We start from the raw sequence: 17,385 nt of genomic DNA, 5'->3' as shown, positions 1-17,385 counted from the left end.
CCTCACCCTCGGCCGAGCTTCGAGGCCAGCACGCTGCCCGGTCCATGCACGGCGGCGAACAGCAGGCCGGCGGCGAACGGGAAATGGGACATGAAGGCGCCGAACTCGGCCTGGTTGCCGGTCCAGTGCGACGGACCGTGGAAGGCAAAGCCGAGGAAGACCACGTAGACGGCGGCGACCAGGGCGGCCGGTGTGAAGAATGCTCCGGTCAGGAGGGCGATCACCAGCAGCGTTTCGAGGATCGCGGCGCACCAGGCCAGAAACAGCGGGAACGGGAAGCCGGCGGCGGCGATGTAGCCGGCGGTCATGTTCATATCCATGAACTTGAACGCTGCTCCCATCGCGAACATGGCGGCCAGGGTCAGGCGGGCGATGAGAATGGCCGCGGTCTGCCACGGCGATTGAACGGCTTCCATGATGTGCTCCAAAGGTTTGCAACGGGTTTCATCCCAAGGACGGGCGCGACGCCGCCGATCCGACATCGTCCCGCAAAATTCTTTCCCGGCGAAGCAGAACTTCTGAAAAGGCCGCCGCTTGCGGGCAAGCCTGATTGCCGCCCGCTCAGAGCTTCGCCATCAGCTCCCGCCCCAACCGCTTCGGCGGCTCGGCGCGCAGCACCACATTCGTCGTCACCGCGCCGTAGCGGCCGATGGCGTCGACGATGCTTTCGAGGTCGGGCGGCGACGGGACGACGACCTTGACCAGAAAACAATCCTCGCCGGTCACCCGCAGCACCTCGACCACTTCCGGCATGGCCGCGAATTTCTTCAGGCAGGTCTGGATGTGCTCATGCGTGGTGCGCAGGCGGATCATGGCCATGGTGCCGAGACCGAGGGCGGTGGGATCGATCGCGGCCCGGTAGCCGGCGATGATGCCGCGCTCCTCCAGCCGCTTCACCCGCTCCGACGTCGCGGGCTGGGACAGGCCGACGCGGCGGCCGAGTTCGGAAATGCCGATTCGGCCATCCTCCTGCATGATCTCGATGATTGCCATGTCGGTGGGGTCGAGCCGTGGCCGGTAATCGCCGTTTGCCATGAACACCTTCAATCCATCGGAATTCTTCGTCGCTTTCCGATGATCTGTCATTCCGCGAACAAGGAGAAGCCCTAGGAGTGGGACATCATCTGCGGCGAAGAAACAGGATTTTCCATGACCGACTTCATCATTCTGCCGGGCAGCGGCGGATCGGGCGAGGCCCACTGGCAGACACGCTGGCAACAGGCCGACCCGGCGATGCGCCGCTTCAGCCCGGCAAGCTGGGAGCTGCCGGATTTCGACGACTGGGTGGCGGCGCTGGACGTCGCGGTGTCACAGGCACAGACCCCGCCGGTGCTCGTCGCCCACAGTCTCAGCTGCCTGCTGGTCGCGCATTGGCAGGCGGTGTCGAGCCGTCGGATCGGCGGGGCGTTTCTGGTTGCGGTTCCCGACCCGGCCTCGCCGGTCTATCCCGCTTACGGAATTCCCTTCGCCGATACGCCGCGCGGGCCGCTTCGCTTCCCCTCGCTGATCGTGGCCAGCACCGACGATCCCTATGATCCGAACGGCTATGCCCGTGAGAAAGCCACACAATGGGGCAGCGAACTGCACATCGCCGGGCCGCTTGGTCACATCAACAGCAATAGCGGGCTGGGCGACTGGCCGGCGGGAATGGAGTTGCTGACGGCCTTCGTGAGAGAGAGACAGGCCGACCACGCAATCGCACCGTAGGCGCCCGAAGCGTGCGCGCGGGCTTGCCCCGACTTGTCCCGCCAGCTATCTCTCGGGAGGGCGTTTGTGAGGGAGCCTGCGAATGGTGTCCGTCCGATATCTGGTCCGCGATGTCGATCTGTCCATCGCGTTTTATACGAGCCATCTGGGCTTCGCGCTGAAGCAGCAATTCGGTCCGGCGATGGCCATCCTGACGCGCGGCGACCTTTCGCTCTGGCTCGCCGGCCCCCTGGCGTCGGCAGCCAGGCCGATGCCGGACGGCCGGACACCCGAGCCGGGCGGATGGAACCGCTTTGTGCTCGAAGTCGAGCAATTGCCGGCAGTCGTGACTGAGATGCGAGAGGCCGGCGTGCGGTTCCGCAACGAGATCGTCGAAGGTCCGGGCGGGCGACAGATTCTTTGTGAAGACCCGTCCGGCAACGTGATCGAGCTGTTCGAGCCCAGCTAGGCTTCGGCCGTCGCCTCGGATTCGGCGCCGGGCTTTGCCTGGCCTTCCCACTGCCGCTCCGCCTCTGCTTTGCGCTTCGGACAATCCTCGTAGTCATGCTCTCGCGAACCGCAATAGGAGCAGCATTTTGCCGGCGTGTCGGTTCGAAGCATTGTGGCCATGCACAAGAATGCACGAAAATTCATCCGGTTGCAGCAGCGTCTGCGACGTCGCTGCTGGGATGCGTGACCGCCAGCCTGGCGCCGCCCTCAATAGCCGCCGCCGAGGATCGGCAGAATCTCGGCGGCAGACATTGCGCGCGGCGCGTATTCGTCCGGCCTATATCAAAGTTAAATGCGGATGCTGGGCGTGAGGTGGTAGGTGATCGCGATGGGGGGACTCTCAACGCGCTCGAGGTGTCCCATGGACGTTCGAAATCTGATTGCCAAATTGTCAGCCGCGGTATTGCACCGCCGCGCCGCGTCTTCGCCGATACTGTTCAGGCCGATCCGCAACTCGCTCGCCGACATCCCGTTGAAGCCGGCGCCGCGGCCGCCTTATCGTCCGCATCGGCCGATCTGGCCGGCAAGCAGCATGTAGCTCGCCGGGCTGCAACCAGTTTGTGATTTCCTCGTTTATGGCGATCCCGTTTTCAAGGAGGCAAGTGATGAGATCGATCCGGGCGAGACGCGAATGGTTTGGATGGTGAGCGCATGAGCCGTTTTCTGCCCCTGACGATCAGATTCGTGGACGGCAGCGCGATGACGGTGTCGTCGATCGCCGACGCCAGGAGGGCGCTAGGCGGAACATGGAAGAACAAGCAGGCGGTGGCCTACAAGGCGGCCGACAGGCTGGTGGATGACGCTCTGAACGGAACTTGCCGCCCGGACATCGCCTTTGCCGCTTTCCAGAATGCCGCCGCCCAACAGGGCTTGCTGAAGCCGGCCAAGCCAAGTGCCGCCCTTGCCATGCTCGACGAATTGGCGTCGCTGGATGGGCATCGTTGAAAGACCGGCTGACGGATTGCCGGCGATGTTATGGCGAACTCCGGATGGCCTATCTCGGCTCGCGATTCATGCTGAGATAAGTCGGGTCGAACTCGGCGATTTCCACCAGCTGCTGCCAGTCCAGAATGGTTACCATGTAATTCGCCCAGCCGATCACACCGATCTTGCGCAGCGCGCCGATGACCCGGTTCATGTGGACGACCGAAAGCCCAAGCACATCGGCCAGTTCCGCCTGCGACAGGGGAAGCCGGAAACTCATGCCGTTGGTCTGCTTGACCACCTGGAGCCGGACGAACAGCTCGCACACCAGATGCGCCAGGTGCGACGTCTTGGACCGCCGGCCCATGGCCACGATCCATTCCCGGTGAATGGCGCCATCGACGAGCGTGTCCAGCCACAGCAAGCGGCTCAGATGAGGCGCCTGTTCGGTGATCGTCCTTAGCCGACTGTGGTCGGCGGCGATCACCCGGCATGGCGACAATGCGATGATGCCATGGTCCATGGTCTTGAGCAGGAAGGCGTGCAAATCGACAAAATCGCCTGGCACCTGCAACGAGGTGAACTGGCGGCCGCCATCCTCCAGCACCTTGTAGCGCGCCGCCAGACCCTCGATGATGAGCGTGCTGTAGCCTGGCCTCGATCCCTCGGAAACGATGTCCTGACCGGTGGCAAAATCCATCTCGATGGTCATGGCGGCGGCCAGCAGCCCCTTTTCCTGCTCGGACAAAGCGTCATGCTGGCCAAGGTTGAGATAAAGCGGTTCTAGCATCGAGGATCCAGTCCGAGATTTCGTGGACATTGGTGGCCTAGCCAAACGCCGGAGATCGGGTGCGGTTGCAATCGGCCGGCACGGCGACGGCTCCTGGCAGGAAATCTGCTCAGGACACAGTCGCATGGAACCATGGGTGCGGGTTGGGATTTAATCCATGTCGCTCAAAAATGGCCCCGATTTTGAGACAACGACATGCATAAAAACACAGACCTGAAGCGCGTCGCCTGCGTCCTTTCAACCGCGATGCGCCTTAGCGTTCTCACGCAGGGATCCTTGCACACATGGAACGGTTCTACTTCGACTTGTACAACGCCGAGACCCAGATTGATGAAGAGGGGCAGCTTTTTCCCAGCCGGGAGCGTGCGGGAGCCGAAGCGCTGCGCATATTGCACGATGTGGCGCGCGACGAGATACCGGAGGGCGACCACCGGCGGATCACCGTCAAGATGCTGAACGAGAACAGGGAGCAGATATTCGAAGCGTCGCTGACCATGGCGTCGCTGTGGAGTTGAACTCGTCGACCCTGTCGAGGACTGTATGGAACCTCTTGCCCTCCCCTCTGTTTCCTAAGGAGGGGCCAGCGGCAGAAGCTGCACGGCTGATTGACTGGAGGCATCTATGTCCTTGCAAAAGCTTCATCCCGAGCAGGTCGACGACACACGCAGGCTTGCCTATTCGACCTTTGCCCCGGCGCTGATCGGTTGGCTCACCAAGCGTCTGGCGCGGTGTCAGGGCGTCAAGGAACTGGGCGCCCTGGAAAAGTCGCTCATCCGCCTGATCGAAGACTCTGATGTCGATGGGCCGCAAGCCGAGGCGATGAAAGAGTTCGCCATCGAGCTGGTGGTGTCGACGATATCGGAAGCCCGCGCTCACCCCGACACCAAGAGCGATGTCGAAGCCGTTGGCGAGCGCCGCGCCGAAGGCCGCTCCGAGAACCCGCAGACGCTCGAGGAGCAGTTGCAATCAGGCCTCGAAGACAGTTTTCCGGCCAGCGATCCGCCCGCCGTCGTCTCGACCGCCATTTCCGGCGGCTCGAAGGACCTTGTCGGCACCGACGAGGTGTTGCGCCGCAAGAAGGAGGCGGCGCAGCGAAAGCAGGAAAAGGCCGACGCCGGTTAGCCGGACAAGTCGCGCGAGCCCGAGGCGATGAGAAACCGTCAGCCGAAGCGCTTTTCCGGCGACTGTCCGCTGGCCGGTGACTGTTCGCCGGCCCGCGCGACGATCGCCTCGAGCGGCTCCGGCCGGTGCAGCAGAAAACCCTGGCCATAGGCCACGCCCATGCCGCGCAAAATGTCGAGCGCTTCCTGCTGTTCGATCTTTTCGGCCACCACCGCGCAGCCGAGACTTTTGGCGATGCCCGCTATGGCCGAGACGATCTCGCGGTCGAAACGGCTTTCCGCGATATTCTCGATGAACGAGCCGTCGATCTTGATCTGATCGACCGGAAAGCGCCGCAAATATTCGAACGAGCTCATGCCGGCGCCGAAATCGTCGAGGCTGACGCGGCATTGCCGCTCGCGCGCCTTGCGCACGAACTGCTCGGCGGCGTCGAAATTGGTGACGGCCGCGGTCTCGGTGATCTCGAAGCCGATGCCGGAATGCGGCGCCCCGGTCTCGGCGATGACGGCGTCGACGAAATCCCACAGCAGCGGATCGCTCAGCGTCTGCGCCGACAGATTGAAGCCGAGCATGATGGCGCCTGACCGCATCGCCTTGCCATGCTGCGAAAGCGCTGTCCTGATGATCCAGCGGTCCAGCCGCGAGGCAATGCCGAAGCGCTCGGCGACCGGAATGAATTCGTTGGGCGGGATCAGCTTGCCATTGCGCCCGGCAAGCCGCGCCAGCACCTCGACATGGCGGCTCTCCTGCCAGGGCTGGCCGAGCAGATGGATTTCCTGGCCGAACAGTTTCAGCCGCCCGTCATCCATGGCGTCGACCGTGTCGGCGGCGACACGCGCAGCGTTGAGGCCGCCGGAGCCCGACGCCGCATCGGCCGAAAACACCGCGAAGCGATTGCGCCCGGCCGCCTTGGCCGCATAGCAGGCGTCGTCGGCGCAGGCCAACGCATCGGCAACCGTGGTGGTGGTGTCCTCGACGAAGGCGATGCCGATGCTGGCCGCGAGCTTTCGCGAGGTCGCCGGCAGTCCGAGGTCGGCGTCACGGACCGCCGCAAGGATGGCGCCGGCCAGCGCCTCGGCCTTGGCCGATTGGCAATTGGGCACCAGCAGCGCGAACTCGTCGCCGCCGAGGCGCGCGGCACGTGCCGATGCCGGCAGGCAGCCCAGAATACCGGCGGCCACGCCCTTCAGCGCCAGGTCGCCGGCGGCGTGGCCGGCAAAGTCGTTGAGCGCCTTGAAGTAGTCGAGATCGACGTAAAACACCGCCAGCGGCAAAGCCCGCTCGGTGGCGATATGCACGGCCAGCAGCCGGTCGAAGGCGGCACGGTTCAACAGGCCGGTCAGCGCATCGTGGTGAGCGGCGTAGGCGAGTTCCCGCTCGCGTTTCTTGTCCTCGGTGATGTCGCGCACGGTGCCGAGAATCTGGCCCGCCGTCTCGGGCGCCGCGATGAAGCGCACCAGCGATTCGACATGGCGGATTTCGCCGTCGCGCCTGACGATGCGGTATTGCGCGGCGACGACGCCGTCGGTCGAAAGCGGCGCCAGATGGGCGCGCTCTGCGGCATCCTTGTCGTCGGGATGCAGATAGGAATGCCAAAGGTCGGCAGCCACCTCGTCGGTGTCGGCGACCAGGCCGAATATCTCCCTGGTGCGGGCGTCCCAATAGCTCTTGTTGGCGTCGATGTCGTGATGCCAGATGCCGGTGCCGCTGGCCGCCAGCGCCAGGCGAAAGCGCACATTGACCCGCTCGAGTTCGGCTTCCGCCTCTTTCTGCCGGCTGATGTCGGTCTGCACGCCCATCAGCCTGACCGGCTTGCCCGTCTCGTCACGCTCGACAATGCCGCCGCGGTCCAGCACCCAGATCCAGTGGCCGTCCTTGTGCTTGAGGCGCAGCTCGGTCTCGATCGAGGCGGTCAGGCCGGAAATGTGCCGCTCGCCGCTGGCCAGCGCCCGCTGGCGGTCGTCGGGATGCGTCAGCTTCAGCCAGAGGTCGTCGCTGTTGGCAAGCTCGCCATCCTCATAACCCAGCATGTGCGACCAGGTCGGCGAATAGAAACAGTCGCCGCTCAAAATATCCCAGTCCCATACGCCGAGATGAGCGCGTTCGAGCGCAAGCGCCCAGAATTCGCCGTTGCGTATTTTCTCTTCAGCCATGCCCTGGTTTCGCTCACTCCGTCGCCGCCACTATGCACGCAAGCAGAGAAGAAACCGTTACCGGGTGCGCCGCGCCCACAGTGCGGACAAGGCCTGCAATCGTGGACCATGCCGTAAGGCGTCATCATGCGATTGGGGCTCGTCATGCCATTGGCGCCCTGATTGGAACCGCCCTGGCCGGGCCTGGCTCGACGATCCTTATCGCGCGGCGGCGCGCATTGTCCTCGAGCAGGCCGCGCAGTTCCTCACGGCCGCGCGCGATGCGCGACATCAGCGTGCCGGCCGGAACGCCGAGCATCTCGGCGGCCTCGGCATAGGAGAAGCCCTCGATGGCGACCATGGTCAGCGCGGCACGGCGGTCCGGGCTGATCGCCTGCAGCGCGTCGATGATCTCGCGCGCGGCGACGTTCTCCAGCTGGTCGGCGGGAGAGGCTTGCGCCTCGCCGGCCTCCAGCGGCAGCATCGAGGCCTCGCCTCGCCGGTTCACCTTGCGCATCTGGTCGATGAACAGATGATGCATGATCGTGAACAGCCATTTTCGCGGGCTCTCTCCCGTCTGCCAGTTGTCCAGCCGCAGCAGCGCCCGCTCCAGGCAGTCCTGGACGAGATCGTCGGCGGAATCGCGGTCGCGCAGCAGCGAGCGCGCATAGCGGCGCAGGCGCGGGATTTCGTCGAGAATTGCTCTCTGCTTTTCGTCCATGACCTTTTGTCTTCGTTTCGGCATGCCGTTGCCGCAAAACCGCTGCGCCCCCGGGTGAGGACAGCTTTGGCTGATCTGAAAAATTCCTCTGTTCATGCCTGTCGTCGGCTCCAAAAACGCTGGGCACTTTTGGGCGACAGGCATGACGCGCTCAGCGCGGCGCGGCGTCGATGGTGACCCGGTGTGGGTAGAAGGCGCCGTGGTCGCGAATTTCAGTCATCTCGTCGAAAGGCTGCTCATAGGCCCACATCGCGTCGTTGCCGGTTTCACCCGCCGGCAGCACGTTCCAGTAGCTGGCGTCACCCTTGTAGGGGCACAGCGTCGACCGCTCCGTCTTCTTGAGCTTGCGGAAGTCGATGTCCTCGAACGGGATGTAGAAGGAGAAGGGATGGGGCGGCTCGGTCACCATTTTGGCTTTTGCCGAGGAAGCGATGATGGTGCCGTTTGCAAACACGACGACACGCCCGTTGAAGGGCTCGACGGTGATCACCTTGCCCGGATTGCGCCTGAAGCCGGGTGACGGGTTCGCATGCTGATCCATGACTGCTCTCCTTGTCCGCTGGTGGTTCGATGCCGGTCGACGGCGTCAGCTCTCACTGGTCACTGATGGGCCGGCGACAGCGGTCACACGCGACAGCTTCTGGCGCTTTTCGAGCTGTGGCTTTTCATAGGTCTTCTTCATCGTTCTTCCTTTTCTGACGTCTGGCAGCCGGTCCGCGCGGCTGCCGGCCGTGGATCATGGCTCCAAGGGACAACAGGCGCATCTCCCGTCCGGCCGATGCGCCGCCGAAGGAAATCCGGGCCAGCGTGGCAAGAACGATTCGCATGTGTTTCGCCGCGATCCGACGGCGGTGGATTTATCTCAGCCGGGACGGCCATGCTTGGGCCGGGCGGAACACGGTTTTGGCGAATGCGGCCCTGTCAGCACGACCGCAAGGCTTGGACAGGCGCGAACAGCTACCGGCGCGGCTATGGCGATGGCTGCTTGGCGCCGGTGCACGCCGCGAAATATCGATAATAAAGGACGACAGGTGAGACTCTACAAAATCAAGATGATTTGCCAGACATTTCGCCTTTTCGGCACGAGAAGCAAAATAAATTTTCGACAGACAAACTTTCACTTCGGAAAAATGTCCATTTCATCTCTGTTAACCAAATATTAACCAAAATTATCCGATACATACCGAGGTTATTCGCTGTCGTAATCCGAATCTAAGTTATAATAATCATTGCACAGTTCGCTTATGACATTACTGTATCGTTGATGTCTTGCGAAGCATGCAACGGAGGAGCTGTAGGAGTGAAATCCGGGTCAAGACTGTGTTGCGAGGAACGGTCTGCCCGACGGAGGAAACACGCATGAGATTGCTGAAATATGCGCTGCTGGCGGGAGCGTCGCTGCTTCCCATCCTGCCCGCGATCGCCGCGACCGCGACGGGCAGCATGAATGTCCGCATCACGATTACCGACGAATGCAAGGTGCAGACGGCGAGCGATCTCGATTTCGGCTCGCACGGTGTCATTGATGCGAATGTCGACCAGACCAGCACCATCAACGTGCAATGCACGACCGGCAAGTCCTACAATGTTGGTCTGAGCGCCGGAGCGGGCGCGGGCGCAACGGTTGCTGTTCGCAAGATGACCGGGCCGGCGTCGGCGACGATCGACTACACCATCTACAGGGAAAGCACCCGGACGCAGCTTTGGGGCACCACGATCCCCACCGACACGGTCGGCGGAACCGGCAACGGCGCCATTCAGCCGCTGACGGTCTACGGGCGTGTTCCACCGCAGACGACACCGGCGGCGGGCCTCTACACCGACACCGTTGCGATCACCATAACGTACTGACAATCGATACCAACACGAGGACGATCATGCGATCCATGCTTTCATGCATCGGAGCCACGGCTGTTCTGTTGCTGTGCGCCGGTCTCTCACAAGCCGCTTCGCTCAGGGTGGCGCCGACAGGTCTCGAGCTGATCTCGCCCGACGCCTCGGCGGTTCTCAACCTCAGCAACGATGACCCCAAGCGGCCGATCAATGTGCAGATACGCGTCTTCGCCTGGAGCCAGGCTGGCGGGATCGAGACGCTGACGCCGACTACCGACGTCGTCGCCAGCCCGCCATCGACCAAACTCGGACCCAATGCCCAATACGTGGTTCGCGTCGTGCGCGTCAGCAAGGCGCCGGTGCGGGCCGAGGAAAGCTACCGCGTCATCGTCGACGAGTTACCCGACCCGTCGCGCAAGAAGGCCGGTACGGTCGCGCTCGCGCTGCGCTACTCCGTGCCGGTGTTTTTCCGCGACGCCGATGCGGCCGCGCCGGCAGTCGCCTGGAGTGTTTCGCGCAAGGGCGGCAGTCTTGTGCTGACAGCCAGCAATACCGGTGAAAGTCGTCTCCGCTTGTCCAACCTATCCCTGACCCAGAACGGCAAAAAGCTCGGCAACCGAAACGGGCTCGTCGGTTATGTCCTGGGCGGCGCGACCATGCAGTGGCCGATCGGCAGCGGCAAATCACTGTCCGCGGGCTCCGTGCTTTTGAAGGCACAGAGCGATCTTGGACCCTTCGATGCCAACGTTGCCGTCAAGGGCAAGTAGCGTCGCTGTCATCGTCGCGGTTGCGACTTTCACACCTTGCTTGGCGGTGCGTTCGCAGGAATTTCCGGCCGTGACGAACCTCGAACAGCCGGCTTCCGTTTTGCCAGCGGGCCGCAGCCTCTATCTCGAGGTGTTAATCAACGACGTTTCGACCAAGCTGGTCGGCAATTTTATCGAGATGCCGGATGGTGGGCTGGCGGCGGCGCCCCAAGAGCTGAAGGAGGTCGGCCTGAAACCGCCGGAGGACATAGCCGACGCCGGCGGCCTGGTCAGGCTCGACCAGTTGGCCGACGTTTCGTTTCGGATCGATGAGGTAGCCCAGCGCCTCTACGTCACCGCCGCCAATGACAGCCGCGAGGCGCGCATGGTCGATCTCGGCTTGCGCTTGCAGGACCGGCCGGCGCCGCAATCGGGCTTGGGCGCGGTTCTCAACTATTCGCTGTTTGCCAGCTCCAACACATTGTTCGACAAGGACGTCGAGCTGTTCCAAGGCGTTTCCGGCGGCTTCGATGCGCGCGTGTTCAGTCCCTATGGAACGCTCAGCCAATCCTTCATCGCCGGCTATTCCGACGGAAGGCTGGATGGCTTCACGCGGCTCAACACGACATGGAGCTATTCCGACCCCGATCGGCTGATGACCTACCGCGCCGGCGACTTCATCTCCGGCGGATTGTCGTGGACGCGTCCGGTCTATCTCGGCGGCATCCAGGCGCAACGCAACTTCCACCTGCGATCGGACCTAGTGACGCTGCCCCTGCCCTCGTTCGGCGGCACGGCGGCGGTGCCGTCGACGCTCGAGGTCTATACGCAGAACGTGCGCACCTATTCCGGCGACATCCAGCCCGGACCGTTCCAGGTCACCAATTTGCCGGTGTTCACCGGCGCCGGACAGGCGCAGGTGGTGTTGCGCGACAGCCTCGGCCGCGAGACCACGGCCACCTTGCCGTTCTATGCCTCCAGCATGCTGCTGCGCCAGGGACTGCTCGACTTTTCCGTGGAGGCAGGGATGGCGCGGCGCAATTTCGGCATCTCCTCCGACGATTACGACGGCCGCGTCATGGGGGTCGCCACGGCGCGTTACGGCGTGACCGACCGGCTGACATTGGAAGCCCATGCCGAGGGCGGCGCCGACCTGATCAATGGCGGCATAGGCGCTGCCTTCCCGCTCGGGGCATATGGCGCGGCTTCGCTGGCAGTCGCCGGCAGCCATCATGACGGGCGCACCGGCTCGCTGGTCGATGCCAGGGCCGAGTTCGGTTATGATGGCTGGGCGGTCAATGCCCGCATGCAGCGGGCGTTCGGCGGCTATGATGACATCGCTTCGGTGACGGCACAGCCGGTCATACTCGATCCCGATGATTTCACCCGTTTCAGCGCCGGTGTGCCGCGGGCGGTCGACCAGGTGACGCTCAGCGTGCCGATGCCGATCGATTTCTCCAGCCCCAATTTCTCCTATACCCACCTCAAGGATGCCGAAGGCGAGACTAGCCAGATCGTCGGCCTCTCCTATAGTCAGGCGATCTTCAAGCGCAGCACGCTCTATGCCACGGCCTTCGCCGATCTCGACGACCGCGACAGTTATGGCATCTTTGCGGGGATTTCGATCCCGTTCAATGACGACGTCATGGCGTCGACGGGTGTCGAGCATGGGCCTGACGGCCTCAATATCGTGGCCGACCTCGCCAAATCGGAGCGGGCCGAGGACGGCAGCATCGGCTGGCGGCTGCGCACCTCGGAGGGCGAGGTCCCCAATCGTTCGGCAGCGGTCAGCTACCGCGCGCCGTTTGCGCGTTTCGAGGCCGGCGCCCAGCAATTCGACAAGGACTTTCGCGTGACCGGCCAGATGGACGGCGCCATTGCGGTCGCAGGCGGCGGGGTGTTCGCCACCAACCGCATCCACGATGCCTTTGCCGTCGTCGATGTCGGCACGCCTGATGTCGAGGTCTTGCATCAGAACCGGCCGGTAGGCAGGACCGACAGCAAAGGCCGCATCCTGGTCACCGGGCTCAACTCCTATGAGCTGAACACGGTCTCCATCGACCCGAAGAATCTACCAGTCGACGCGGATGTCCCGGCTACCAAGGAGACCGTCGTCCCAGCCGACCGCAACGGCGTCGTGCTGAAGTTCGGCGTGTCCGAGGCGGCGCAGGCCGCGCTGGTGACGCTGGTCGACTCGAGCGGAACGCCGCTCGAAGCCGGACTGTCGGGACGCGTCGATGGCGGCACTGAAGACTTTGTCGTCGGCTATGACGGGCAGGCCTACATCAAGGGCCTCGGCAAGCAGAATTCAGTGCAGGTCGAGCGCGCTGACGGCGGTTCATGCCGGGCAGAGTTTCCCTTCGAGGCGGCGCGCGGCCGACAAGTGGTGATCGGGAACGTGGTGTGCCAATGAGAGCTGGAGGAAAAATGCTGCGCGCCGTAATCATCGCCCTGCTGCTGGTGCTGCTCCCGTCGCTCGCCCGGGCGCAGAGCTGCAGTTACACCGTCACCAGTTTGAATTTCGGCCTCATCGACACGCTGTCGGGCACCGCGGCGACATCGACAGCCACCTTCACCGCGACTTGCAGCGGCAGTTTGCCATTGCTGCTGCCCGTCCTGGTCTGTCCGCATATTGCCGCCGGCACCGGCGGTGCAACCTCGGCGGCGGCCCGGCAGATGGCGAGCGGCGTCAACAGCCTCAACTATCAACTCTATTCGGACCCCGCAATGAGCGTTGTCTGGGGCACCTATAACTGGGCCTATGCCTCGCGCCCGCCACCGCTGCTGCTGAGCCCCAATCTCTTCGGCAACTCAATCGACACCCTGACGCTCTATGGCCGGGTTCCCGGCGGCCAGGCGACCGTTCCGCCGGGCACTTATCTGTCGACATTTTCGGGCGGGCAACTCGAGTTCCGCTCCCGGACAACCCTGTTGAGCAGCAGCTGCAACACCGGCGCGGGCAACTTGGGCACCAGTCCGACCTTCACCATCAACGCCACGGTCGCCGCAAACTGCCTGGTCGCCACCCAGAACATCGATTTCGGCTCCAAGGGCGTGCTCGACGCCAATGCCGATGCCACCGGCCAGGTCTCGGTCACCTGCACGCCGTCGACCGCGTACACGGTTTCCCTTAATGGCGGCACGACAGGGGGCACGCCGACCAATCGCAAGATGTCGAAGGGCGGCGAGCGGGTCACCTACGGCCTCTACAAGGACGCCGCGCGCTCGCAGCCCTGGGGTGACGCCGGAACGCCGGGAAGCACGGTGGCCGGCACCGGAACCGGCTTGGCGCAACCGCTCATCGTCTACGGCCGCGTGCCGCCGCAGACGACGCCCTCGGCCGGCGTCTACACCGACACGGTGGTGGTGACCATCACCTACTGAGAGCGGCCATTGCCTGGTGAAAGCCAGCGCGCGTAAATCTCGCCGACGATGCCGCGGCGAAAGACCAGCACGCAGATCATGAAGATCAGGCCGGTGGCGATGGTCACAGGGAAGCCTGAGGTGGCGAGGGTGTTTTCCAGGCCGACGACGAGGCCGGCGCCGACGACAGGACCGACCATGGTGCCGATGCCGCCGAGCAGCGTCATCAGGATCACCTCGCCCGACATCTGCCAGGTGACGTCGGTCAGCGTCGCGAACTGGAAGACGATCGCCTTGGTGGCGCCGGCAAGCCCGGCAAGGGCTGCCGACATGACGAAGGCGGCGAGCTTGTAGCGGCCGACCGAATAGCCCAGCGAGATGGCACGGTTCTCGTTCTCGCGGATCGAACGCAGGATCATGCCGAAGGGCGAGTTGACGATGCGCCAGACGGCGAAGACGCCGATGAGGAAGACGGCAAGCACGACGAAATACATGTTGAGCGTGACGTTGAGATCGACGATGCCGAACAGATGCCCGCGCGGCACGCCCTGTATGCCGTCCTCGCCTTCGGTGAACGGCGCCTGGACGCAGAAGAAATAAAACATCTGCGCCAGCGCCAGCGTGATCATCGAGAAATAGATGCCTTGCCGGCGGATGGCGAGGAAGCCCATGACCAGGCCGAGCACGGCCGCGCCGGCGGTGCCGAGCAGGATGCCGGCCTCGGGCGGCCAGCCCCATGCCTTGACGGCGTAGGCGCAGAAATAGGCGGCGGCGCCGTAGAAGGTGGCGTGGCCGAACGACAGCAGCCCGGTGTAGCCGAGCAGCAGGTTGAAGGCGCAGGCAAACAGCGCGAAGCACAGCATCTTCATCAGGAAGATCGGATAGACGAAGAAGGGCGCGGCTATCAGCGCCAGTATGGCCAATGCCAGCAATACCCGCTTAAGCCGCACGGAGGCGGCGGTGCGCTGGTCGTGAAGGGCTGCCTCGCTCATCTCAGGCGTCCCTTCCGAACAGGCCGGCGGGGCGCAGGAGCAGCACGACCGCCATGATGACGAAGACGACGAGGTTCGACGCCTCGGGATAGAACACCTTGGTCAGGCCCTCGGCGAGGCCGAGCATGTAGCCGGTGACGATGGCCCCGAGAATCGAACCCATGCCGCCGACCACGACGACGGCAAAGACGACGATGATGATATCGGAGCCCATCAGCGGACTGACCTGGTAGACGGGCGCGGCGAGAATACCGGCAAGGCCGGCGAGCGCCGCGCCGAGCCCATAGGTGAGCGTCAGCAGCAGCGGCACGTTGACGCCGAAGGCCTGGACCAGCTCCGGATTCTCGGTCGCGGCGCGCAGATAGGAGCCGAGCCTGGTCTTTTCGATCAGGAGCCAGGTGCCGATGCAGATAATGAGCGAGGCCACCACCACCCAGCCGCGATAGTTGGGCAGGAACATGAAGCCGAGATTGGTGCCGCCGGCAAGCTGCGCCGGAACGGCATAAGGGTTGCCCGACACGCCGTAGTAGAAACGGAACACGCCTTCGATGACCAGCGCCAGGCCGAAGGTGAACAGCAGCCCGTAGAGCGGATCCAGGCGATAGAGCCGCGACAGCGCCACGCGCTCGACCGCCATGCCGAAGACGCCGACGATGAGCGGAACCAGGAGTAGCGCCGGCCAGTAGCCGATGCCGAGATGGACGAGCAGCAGGTAACCGATGAAGGCGCCGAGCATATAGAGTGCGCCATGGGCGAAATTGATGATCCGCAGCAGGCCGAAGATGACGGCCAGGCCGAGGCTCAGCATGGCGTAGAAGGAGCCGTTGATCAGCCCGACCAGCATCTGGCCGAGCAAGGCCTGGACGGGGATGCCGAAGATCATGGTCATGGCGCCGTCACCGAGGGTGTTGCAAGCGGGATGCGTCTGTGCGGCACGTACCCCCACCCGGACCTTCGGTCCGACCTCCCCACAAGGGGGAGGTAGGGCGGTGGCCCTCCACCCTCCCCCTTGTGGGGAGGGTCGCTGCGCAGCAGCGGGGTGGGGGTACTGCCGTGGGCTGTCGTCATCATACCCCCAACACCTCGTGCAGCTGTTGCGTGTGAGCGGCAAGCTCGCTTACGGCAAAACCCTCCACCACCTTGCCGTGCTCCATCAGGTAGAAGCGGTCGGCGATGCGGGCGGCGAAGCGGAAATTCTGCTCGACGAGCAGGATGGTCATGCCGCGCTTTTTCAAGGTCGCCAGCAGTTCGCCGATGCGCTGGACGATGACCGGCGCCAGGCCCTCGGTCGGCTCGTCGAGCAGCAGCATCTGCACGCCCGTCCGCAGGATGCGGGCGATGGCCAGCATCTGTTGTTCGCCGCCGGAGAGTTTGGTGCCGGGGCTGTTGCGGCGCTCCTTGAGGTTGGGAAAGAGATCGAAGATTTCCTCGACGCTCATACCGCCCTTGGCCACCACCGGCGGCAGGATCAGGTTTTCGTCGACGGTGAGCGTGGCGAAGATACCGCGTTCCTCCGGCACGAAGCCGATGCCGCGATGGGCAACACGATGCAGCGGCAGGCGCATCAGGTCGCTGCCGTCGAACGCGACGCTGCCGCTGCGCTTGCGGACCAGCCCCATGATGGCGCGCAGCGTTGTGGTCTTGCCGACGCCGTTGCGGCCGAGCAGCGTTACCGTCTCACCGCGAAAAACGTCGAGGTTGACGCCATGCAGCGCATGGCCCTCGCCATACCAGGCATGGAGATCGCGCACGGCAAGCAGCGGCTCACTCATGCTCGGTCCCCCTGCTCGGTCCCCATGTAGGCGACCCTGACGCGCTCATCGTTGCTCACCGTTGCGTAGTCGCCGGCGGCGAGCACCTGGCCGCGCTGCATGACGGTGATCCAGTCGCAAAGGTCGGCGACGACGGTGAGATTGTGCTCGACCATCAGCACGGCGCGGTCCGTTGCCAGCGAGCGGATGATGCCGGAAATGGCGCCGACATCCTCGTGCCCCATGCCGGCCATCGGCTCGTCGAGCAGCAGCACTTTCGGGTCGAGCGCCAGCGTGGTGGCGATCTCGAGCACGCGCTTTCGGCCATAGGAGAGATCGCCGGCCGGACGATGCGCGACATCTTCGAGACCGACGACGGCAAGCAGTTCGCGCGCCCGTGGCGTCAGTTGGTCAAGCGCGGCCAGCGAGCGCCAGAACTGGAAGCCGAGCCCGCTCGGCCGCTGCAAGGCGACGCGGACATTGTCGAGCACGCTCAGATGCGGAAAGATCGCCGATATCTGGAACGAGCGGACGAGACCCATGCGCGCCACCCTGGCCGGCGCGGTGCGGGTGATGTCGTTGCCCAACAGTTCGATCCTGCCGCTGCTCGGCTGCAGGAACTTGGTCAAGAGGTTGAAGATCGTCGTCTTGCCGGCGCCGTTCGGCCCGATCAGTGCATGGATCTGGCCGTGATGGACGTCGAGGTCGACATCGTTGACGGCGACGAAACCGGCAAAGTCGCGCCGCAGGCCGCGGGCGGAGAGCACCACCCGCGGCTTGATTTCGGCACCGTCCGGCTGGACGGCCACGGCTTG

The 17,385-nt window shown here is 64.0% G+C and carries 21 protein-coding genes; 10 read left to right on the top strand and 11 right to left on the bottom strand.

All coding sequences use genetic code 11. The features are described from left to right. Positions 1-2 precede the first annotated feature (2 nt). Together NKH38_RS12160 and NKH38_RS12155 are read right to left on the bottom strand one after the other, a co-directional pair. Positions 3-416, bottom strand: coding sequence for a DoxX family protein (locus tag NKH38_RS12160; protein ID WP_023685949.1), 414 nt, complete (start codon positions 414-416; stop codon positions 3-5). A 145-nt stretch (positions 417-561) separates the two neighbouring features. Further along, positions 562-1,035, bottom strand: a complete 474-nt coding sequence (locus NKH38_RS12155; protein ID WP_023693744.1) for an Lrp/AsnC family transcriptional regulator — start codon at positions 1,033-1,035, stop codon at positions 562-564. A 114-nt stretch (positions 1,036-1,149) separates the two neighbouring features. Between NKH38_RS12155 and NKH38_RS12150 the strand changes: the two genes are divergently transcribed. Both NKH38_RS12150 and NKH38_RS12145 read left to right on the top strand, forming a co-directional pair. Further along, positions 1,150-1,707 carry an RBBP9/YdeN family alpha/beta hydrolase gene (locus NKH38_RS12150; protein WP_352760383.1) on the top strand — a complete coding sequence of 186 codons (558 nt, stop codon included), beginning with the start codon at positions 1,150-1,152 and terminating at the stop codon, positions 1,705-1,707. An 82-nt stretch (positions 1,708-1,789) separates the two neighbouring features. Beyond that, positions 1,790-2,155: a VOC family protein gene (locus NKH38_RS12145; RefSeq protein ID WP_352760381.1), complete on the top strand. Its 366-nt coding sequence runs from the start codon at positions 1,790-1,792 to the stop codon at positions 2,153-2,155. Here the strand turns inward: NKH38_RS12145 and NKH38_RS12140 are convergent. Continuing rightward, on the bottom strand, positions 2,152-2,316 hold the full coding sequence (locus NKH38_RS12140; RefSeq protein ID WP_023671439.1) for a hypothetical protein: 165 nt from the start codon (positions 2,314-2,316) through the stop codon (positions 2,152-2,154). The two genes, NKH38_RS12145 and NKH38_RS12140, sit on opposite strands and share 4 nt — an antisense overlap. 241 nt (positions 2,317-2,557) lie before the next feature. Between NKH38_RS12140 and NKH38_RS12135 the strand changes: the two genes are divergently transcribed. Together NKH38_RS12135 and NKH38_RS12130 are read left to right on the top strand one after the other, a co-directional pair. Beyond that, the gene (locus NKH38_RS12135) at positions 2,558-2,734 is read left to right on the top strand and encodes a hypothetical protein (RefSeq protein ID WP_352760379.1); all 177 of its coding nucleotides are present in this window, start codon (positions 2,558-2,560) and stop codon (positions 2,732-2,734) included. Positions 2,735-2,847: 113 nt separating this feature from the next. Next, on the top strand, positions 2,848-3,141 hold the full coding sequence (locus NKH38_RS12130) for a DUF982 domain-containing protein (RefSeq protein WP_352760376.1): 294 nt from the start codon (positions 2,848-2,850) through the stop codon (positions 3,139-3,141). A 49-nt stretch (positions 3,142-3,190) separates the two neighbouring features. Here NKH38_RS12130 and NKH38_RS12125 read toward each other — a convergent pair whose 3' ends face one another. After that, a complete protein-coding gene (locus NKH38_RS12125; protein WP_023671436.1) occupies positions 3,191-3,910 on the bottom strand; it encodes a Crp/Fnr family transcriptional regulator in 720 nt (239 codons plus the stop codon). A gap of 284 nt (positions 3,911-4,194) precedes the next feature. Here NKH38_RS12125 and NKH38_RS12120 point away from each other — a divergent pair, with 284 nt between their 5' ends. Together NKH38_RS12120 and NKH38_RS12115 are read left to right on the top strand one after the other, a co-directional pair. Then, positions 4,195-4,425 (top strand): DUF6894 family protein, encoded by a 231-nt coding sequence (locus NKH38_RS12120; protein ID WP_023671435.1) that lies wholly within the window; start codon positions 4,195-4,197, stop codon positions 4,423-4,425. A gap of 106 nt (positions 4,426-4,531) precedes the next feature. Next, a complete protein-coding gene (locus tag NKH38_RS12115; RefSeq protein WP_023753171.1) occupies positions 4,532-5,032 on the top strand; it encodes a hypothetical protein in 501 nt (166 codons plus the stop codon). A 38-nt stretch (positions 5,033-5,070) separates the two neighbouring features. Here NKH38_RS12115 and NKH38_RS12110 read toward each other — a convergent pair whose 3' ends face one another. The 3 genes from NKH38_RS12110 to NKH38_RS12100 all read right to left on the bottom strand — a co-directional run bounded on the left by NKH38_RS12110 (position 5,071) and on the right by NKH38_RS12100 (position 8,426). Continuing rightward, the gene (locus NKH38_RS12110) at positions 5,071-7,185 is read right to left on the bottom strand and encodes an EAL domain-containing protein (protein WP_352760372.1); all 2,115 of its coding nucleotides are present in this window, start codon (positions 7,183-7,185) and stop codon (positions 5,071-5,073) included. Between the two features lie 142 nt (positions 7,186-7,327). Beyond that, positions 7,328-7,885, bottom strand: coding sequence for an RNA polymerase sigma factor (locus NKH38_RS12105; RefSeq protein ID WP_352760369.1), 558 nt, complete (start codon positions 7,883-7,885; stop codon positions 7,328-7,330). Between the two features lie 151 nt (positions 7,886-8,036). After that, entirely contained in the window at positions 8,037-8,426 is a 390-nt protein-coding gene (locus NKH38_RS12100) for a DUF427 domain-containing protein (RefSeq protein WP_023689855.1), read from the bottom strand. Between the two features lie 818 nt (positions 8,427-9,244). Here NKH38_RS12100 and NKH38_RS12095 point away from each other — a divergent pair. Genes NKH38_RS12095 through NKH38_RS12080 form a run of 4 tightly spaced genes read left to right on the top strand, consistent with a single transcriptional unit; the run spans position 9,245 to position 13,848 of the window. After that, positions 9,245-9,736 carry a Csu type fimbrial protein gene (locus NKH38_RS12095; protein WP_023685937.1) on the top strand — a complete coding sequence of 164 codons (492 nt, stop codon included), beginning with the start codon at positions 9,245-9,247 and terminating at the stop codon, positions 9,734-9,736. Between the two features lie 26 nt (positions 9,737-9,762). Then, the gene (locus NKH38_RS12090; RefSeq protein ID WP_023819045.1) at positions 9,763-10,485 is read left to right on the top strand and encodes a fimbrial biogenesis chaperone; all 723 of its coding nucleotides are present in this window, start codon (positions 9,763-9,765) and stop codon (positions 10,483-10,485) included. Further along, positions 10,457-12,877, top strand: a complete 2,421-nt coding sequence (locus NKH38_RS12085) for a fimbria/pilus outer membrane usher protein (protein ID WP_352760364.1) — start codon at positions 10,457-10,459, stop codon at positions 12,875-12,877. The genes NKH38_RS12090 and NKH38_RS12085 overlap by 29 nt, the downstream gene beginning before the upstream one ends. A gap of 14 nt (positions 12,878-12,891) precedes the next feature. Then, positions 12,892-13,848: a Csu type fimbrial protein gene (locus NKH38_RS12080; protein WP_023824479.1), complete on the top strand. Its 957-nt coding sequence runs from the start codon at positions 12,892-12,894 to the stop codon at positions 13,846-13,848. Here the strand turns inward: NKH38_RS12080 and NKH38_RS12075 are convergent. From NKH38_RS12075 to NKH38_RS12060, 4 genes are all read right to left on the bottom strand, one after another. Further along, positions 13,842-14,819 carry a branched-chain amino acid ABC transporter permease gene (locus NKH38_RS12075; RefSeq protein ID WP_352760361.1) on the bottom strand — a complete coding sequence of 326 codons (978 nt, stop codon included), beginning with the start codon at positions 14,817-14,819 and terminating at the stop codon, positions 13,842-13,844. The two genes, NKH38_RS12080 and NKH38_RS12075, sit on opposite strands and share 7 nt — an antisense overlap. Before the next feature lies 1 nt (position 14,820). Next, positions 14,821-15,708, bottom strand: coding sequence for a branched-chain amino acid ABC transporter permease (locus NKH38_RS12070; RefSeq protein WP_023671423.1), 888 nt, complete (start codon positions 15,706-15,708; stop codon positions 14,821-14,823). Between the two features lie 178 nt (positions 15,709-15,886). Further along, positions 15,887-16,591 (bottom strand): ABC transporter ATP-binding protein, encoded by a 705-nt coding sequence (locus tag NKH38_RS12065; protein ID WP_023697766.1) that lies wholly within the window; start codon positions 16,589-16,591, stop codon positions 15,887-15,889. Next, complete coding sequence (locus NKH38_RS12060; RefSeq protein ID WP_352760356.1) at positions 16,588-17,379, bottom strand: ABC transporter ATP-binding protein; 792 nt, start codon at positions 17,377-17,379, stop codon at positions 16,588-16,590. The genes NKH38_RS12065 and NKH38_RS12060 overlap by 4 nt, the downstream gene beginning before the upstream one ends. Positions 17,380-17,385: the final 6 nt, after the last annotated feature.

Origin of the sequence: Mesorhizobium sp. M1078 (assembly GCF_040318615.1) — a bacterium.
GTDB lineage: Bacteria > Pseudomonadota > Alphaproteobacteria > Rhizobiales > Rhizobiaceae > Mesorhizobium.
Note: the sequence above shows the minus strand (reverse complement) of the source record. Positions and strands in the feature narration are given on the sequence as shown.

Excerpts from the sequence above, each read along its gene's own strand:
- NKH38_RS12130 (WP_352760376.1), top strand. The coding sequence starts at position 2,848 with ATGAGCCGTTTTCTGCCCCTGACGATCAGATTCGTGGACGGCAGCGCG.
- NKH38_RS12150 (WP_352760383.1), top strand. The coding sequence starts at position 1,150 with ATGACCGACTTCATCATTCTGCCGGGCAGCGGCGGATCGGGCGAGGCC.
- NKH38_RS12100 (WP_023689855.1), bottom strand. The coding sequence starts at position 8,426 with ATGGATCAGCATGCGAACCCGTCACCCGGCTTCAGGCGCAATCCGGGC.
- NKH38_RS12105 (WP_352760369.1), bottom strand. The coding sequence starts at position 7,885 with ATGGACGAAAAGCAGAGAGCAATTCTCGACGAAATCCCGCGCCTGCGC.
- NKH38_RS12120 (WP_023671435.1), top strand. The coding sequence starts at position 4,195 with ATGGAACGGTTCTACTTCGACTTGTACAACGCCGAGACCCAGATTGAT.
- NKH38_RS12160 (WP_023685949.1), bottom strand. The coding sequence starts at position 416 with ATGGAAGCCGTTCAATCGCCGTGGCAGACCGCGGCCATTCTCATCGCC.
- NKH38_RS12065 (WP_023697766.1), bottom strand. The coding sequence starts at position 16,591 with ATGAGTGAGCCGCTGCTTGCCGTGCGCGATCTCCATGCCTGGTATGGC.
- NKH38_RS12090 (WP_023819045.1), top strand. The coding sequence starts at position 9,763 with ATGCGATCCATGCTTTCATGCATCGGAGCCACGGCTGTTCTGTTGCTG.
- NKH38_RS12110 (WP_352760372.1), bottom strand. The coding sequence starts at position 7,185 with ATGGCTGAAGAGAAAATACGCAACGGCGAATTCTGGGCGCTTGCGCTC.
- NKH38_RS12135 (WP_352760379.1), top strand. The coding sequence starts at position 2,558 with ATGGACGTTCGAAATCTGATTGCCAAATTGTCAGCCGCGGTATTGCAC.
- NKH38_RS12140 (WP_023671439.1), bottom strand. The coding sequence starts at position 2,316 with ATGGCCACAATGCTTCGAACCGACACGCCGGCAAAATGCTGCTCCTAT.
- NKH38_RS12125 (WP_023671436.1), bottom strand. The coding sequence starts at position 3,910 with ATGCTAGAACCGCTTTATCTCAACCTTGGCCAGCATGACGCTTTGTCC.
- NKH38_RS12095 (WP_023685937.1), top strand. The coding sequence starts at position 9,245 with ATGAGATTGCTGAAATATGCGCTGCTGGCGGGAGCGTCGCTGCTTCCC.
- NKH38_RS12085 (WP_352760364.1), top strand. The coding sequence starts at position 10,457 with ATGCCAACGTTGCCGTCAAGGGCAAGTAGCGTCGCTGTCATCGTCGCG.
- NKH38_RS12155 (WP_023693744.1), bottom strand. The coding sequence starts at position 1,035 with ATGGCAAACGGCGATTACCGGCCACGGCTCGACCCCACCGACATGGCA.
- NKH38_RS12145 (WP_352760381.1), top strand. The coding sequence starts at position 1,790 with ATGGTGTCCGTCCGATATCTGGTCCGCGATGTCGATCTGTCCATCGCG.
- NKH38_RS12115 (WP_023753171.1), top strand. The coding sequence starts at position 4,532 with ATGTCCTTGCAAAAGCTTCATCCCGAGCAGGTCGACGACACACGCAGG.
- NKH38_RS12075 (WP_352760361.1), bottom strand. The coding sequence starts at position 14,819 with ATGAGCGAGGCAGCCCTTCACGACCAGCGCACCGCCGCCTCCGTGCGG.
- NKH38_RS12080 (WP_023824479.1), top strand. The coding sequence starts at position 12,892 with ATGCTGCGCGCCGTAATCATCGCCCTGCTGCTGGTGCTGCTCCCGTCG.
- NKH38_RS12070 (WP_023671423.1), bottom strand. The coding sequence starts at position 15,708 with ATGACCATGATCTTCGGCATCCCCGTCCAGGCCTTGCTCGGCCAGATG.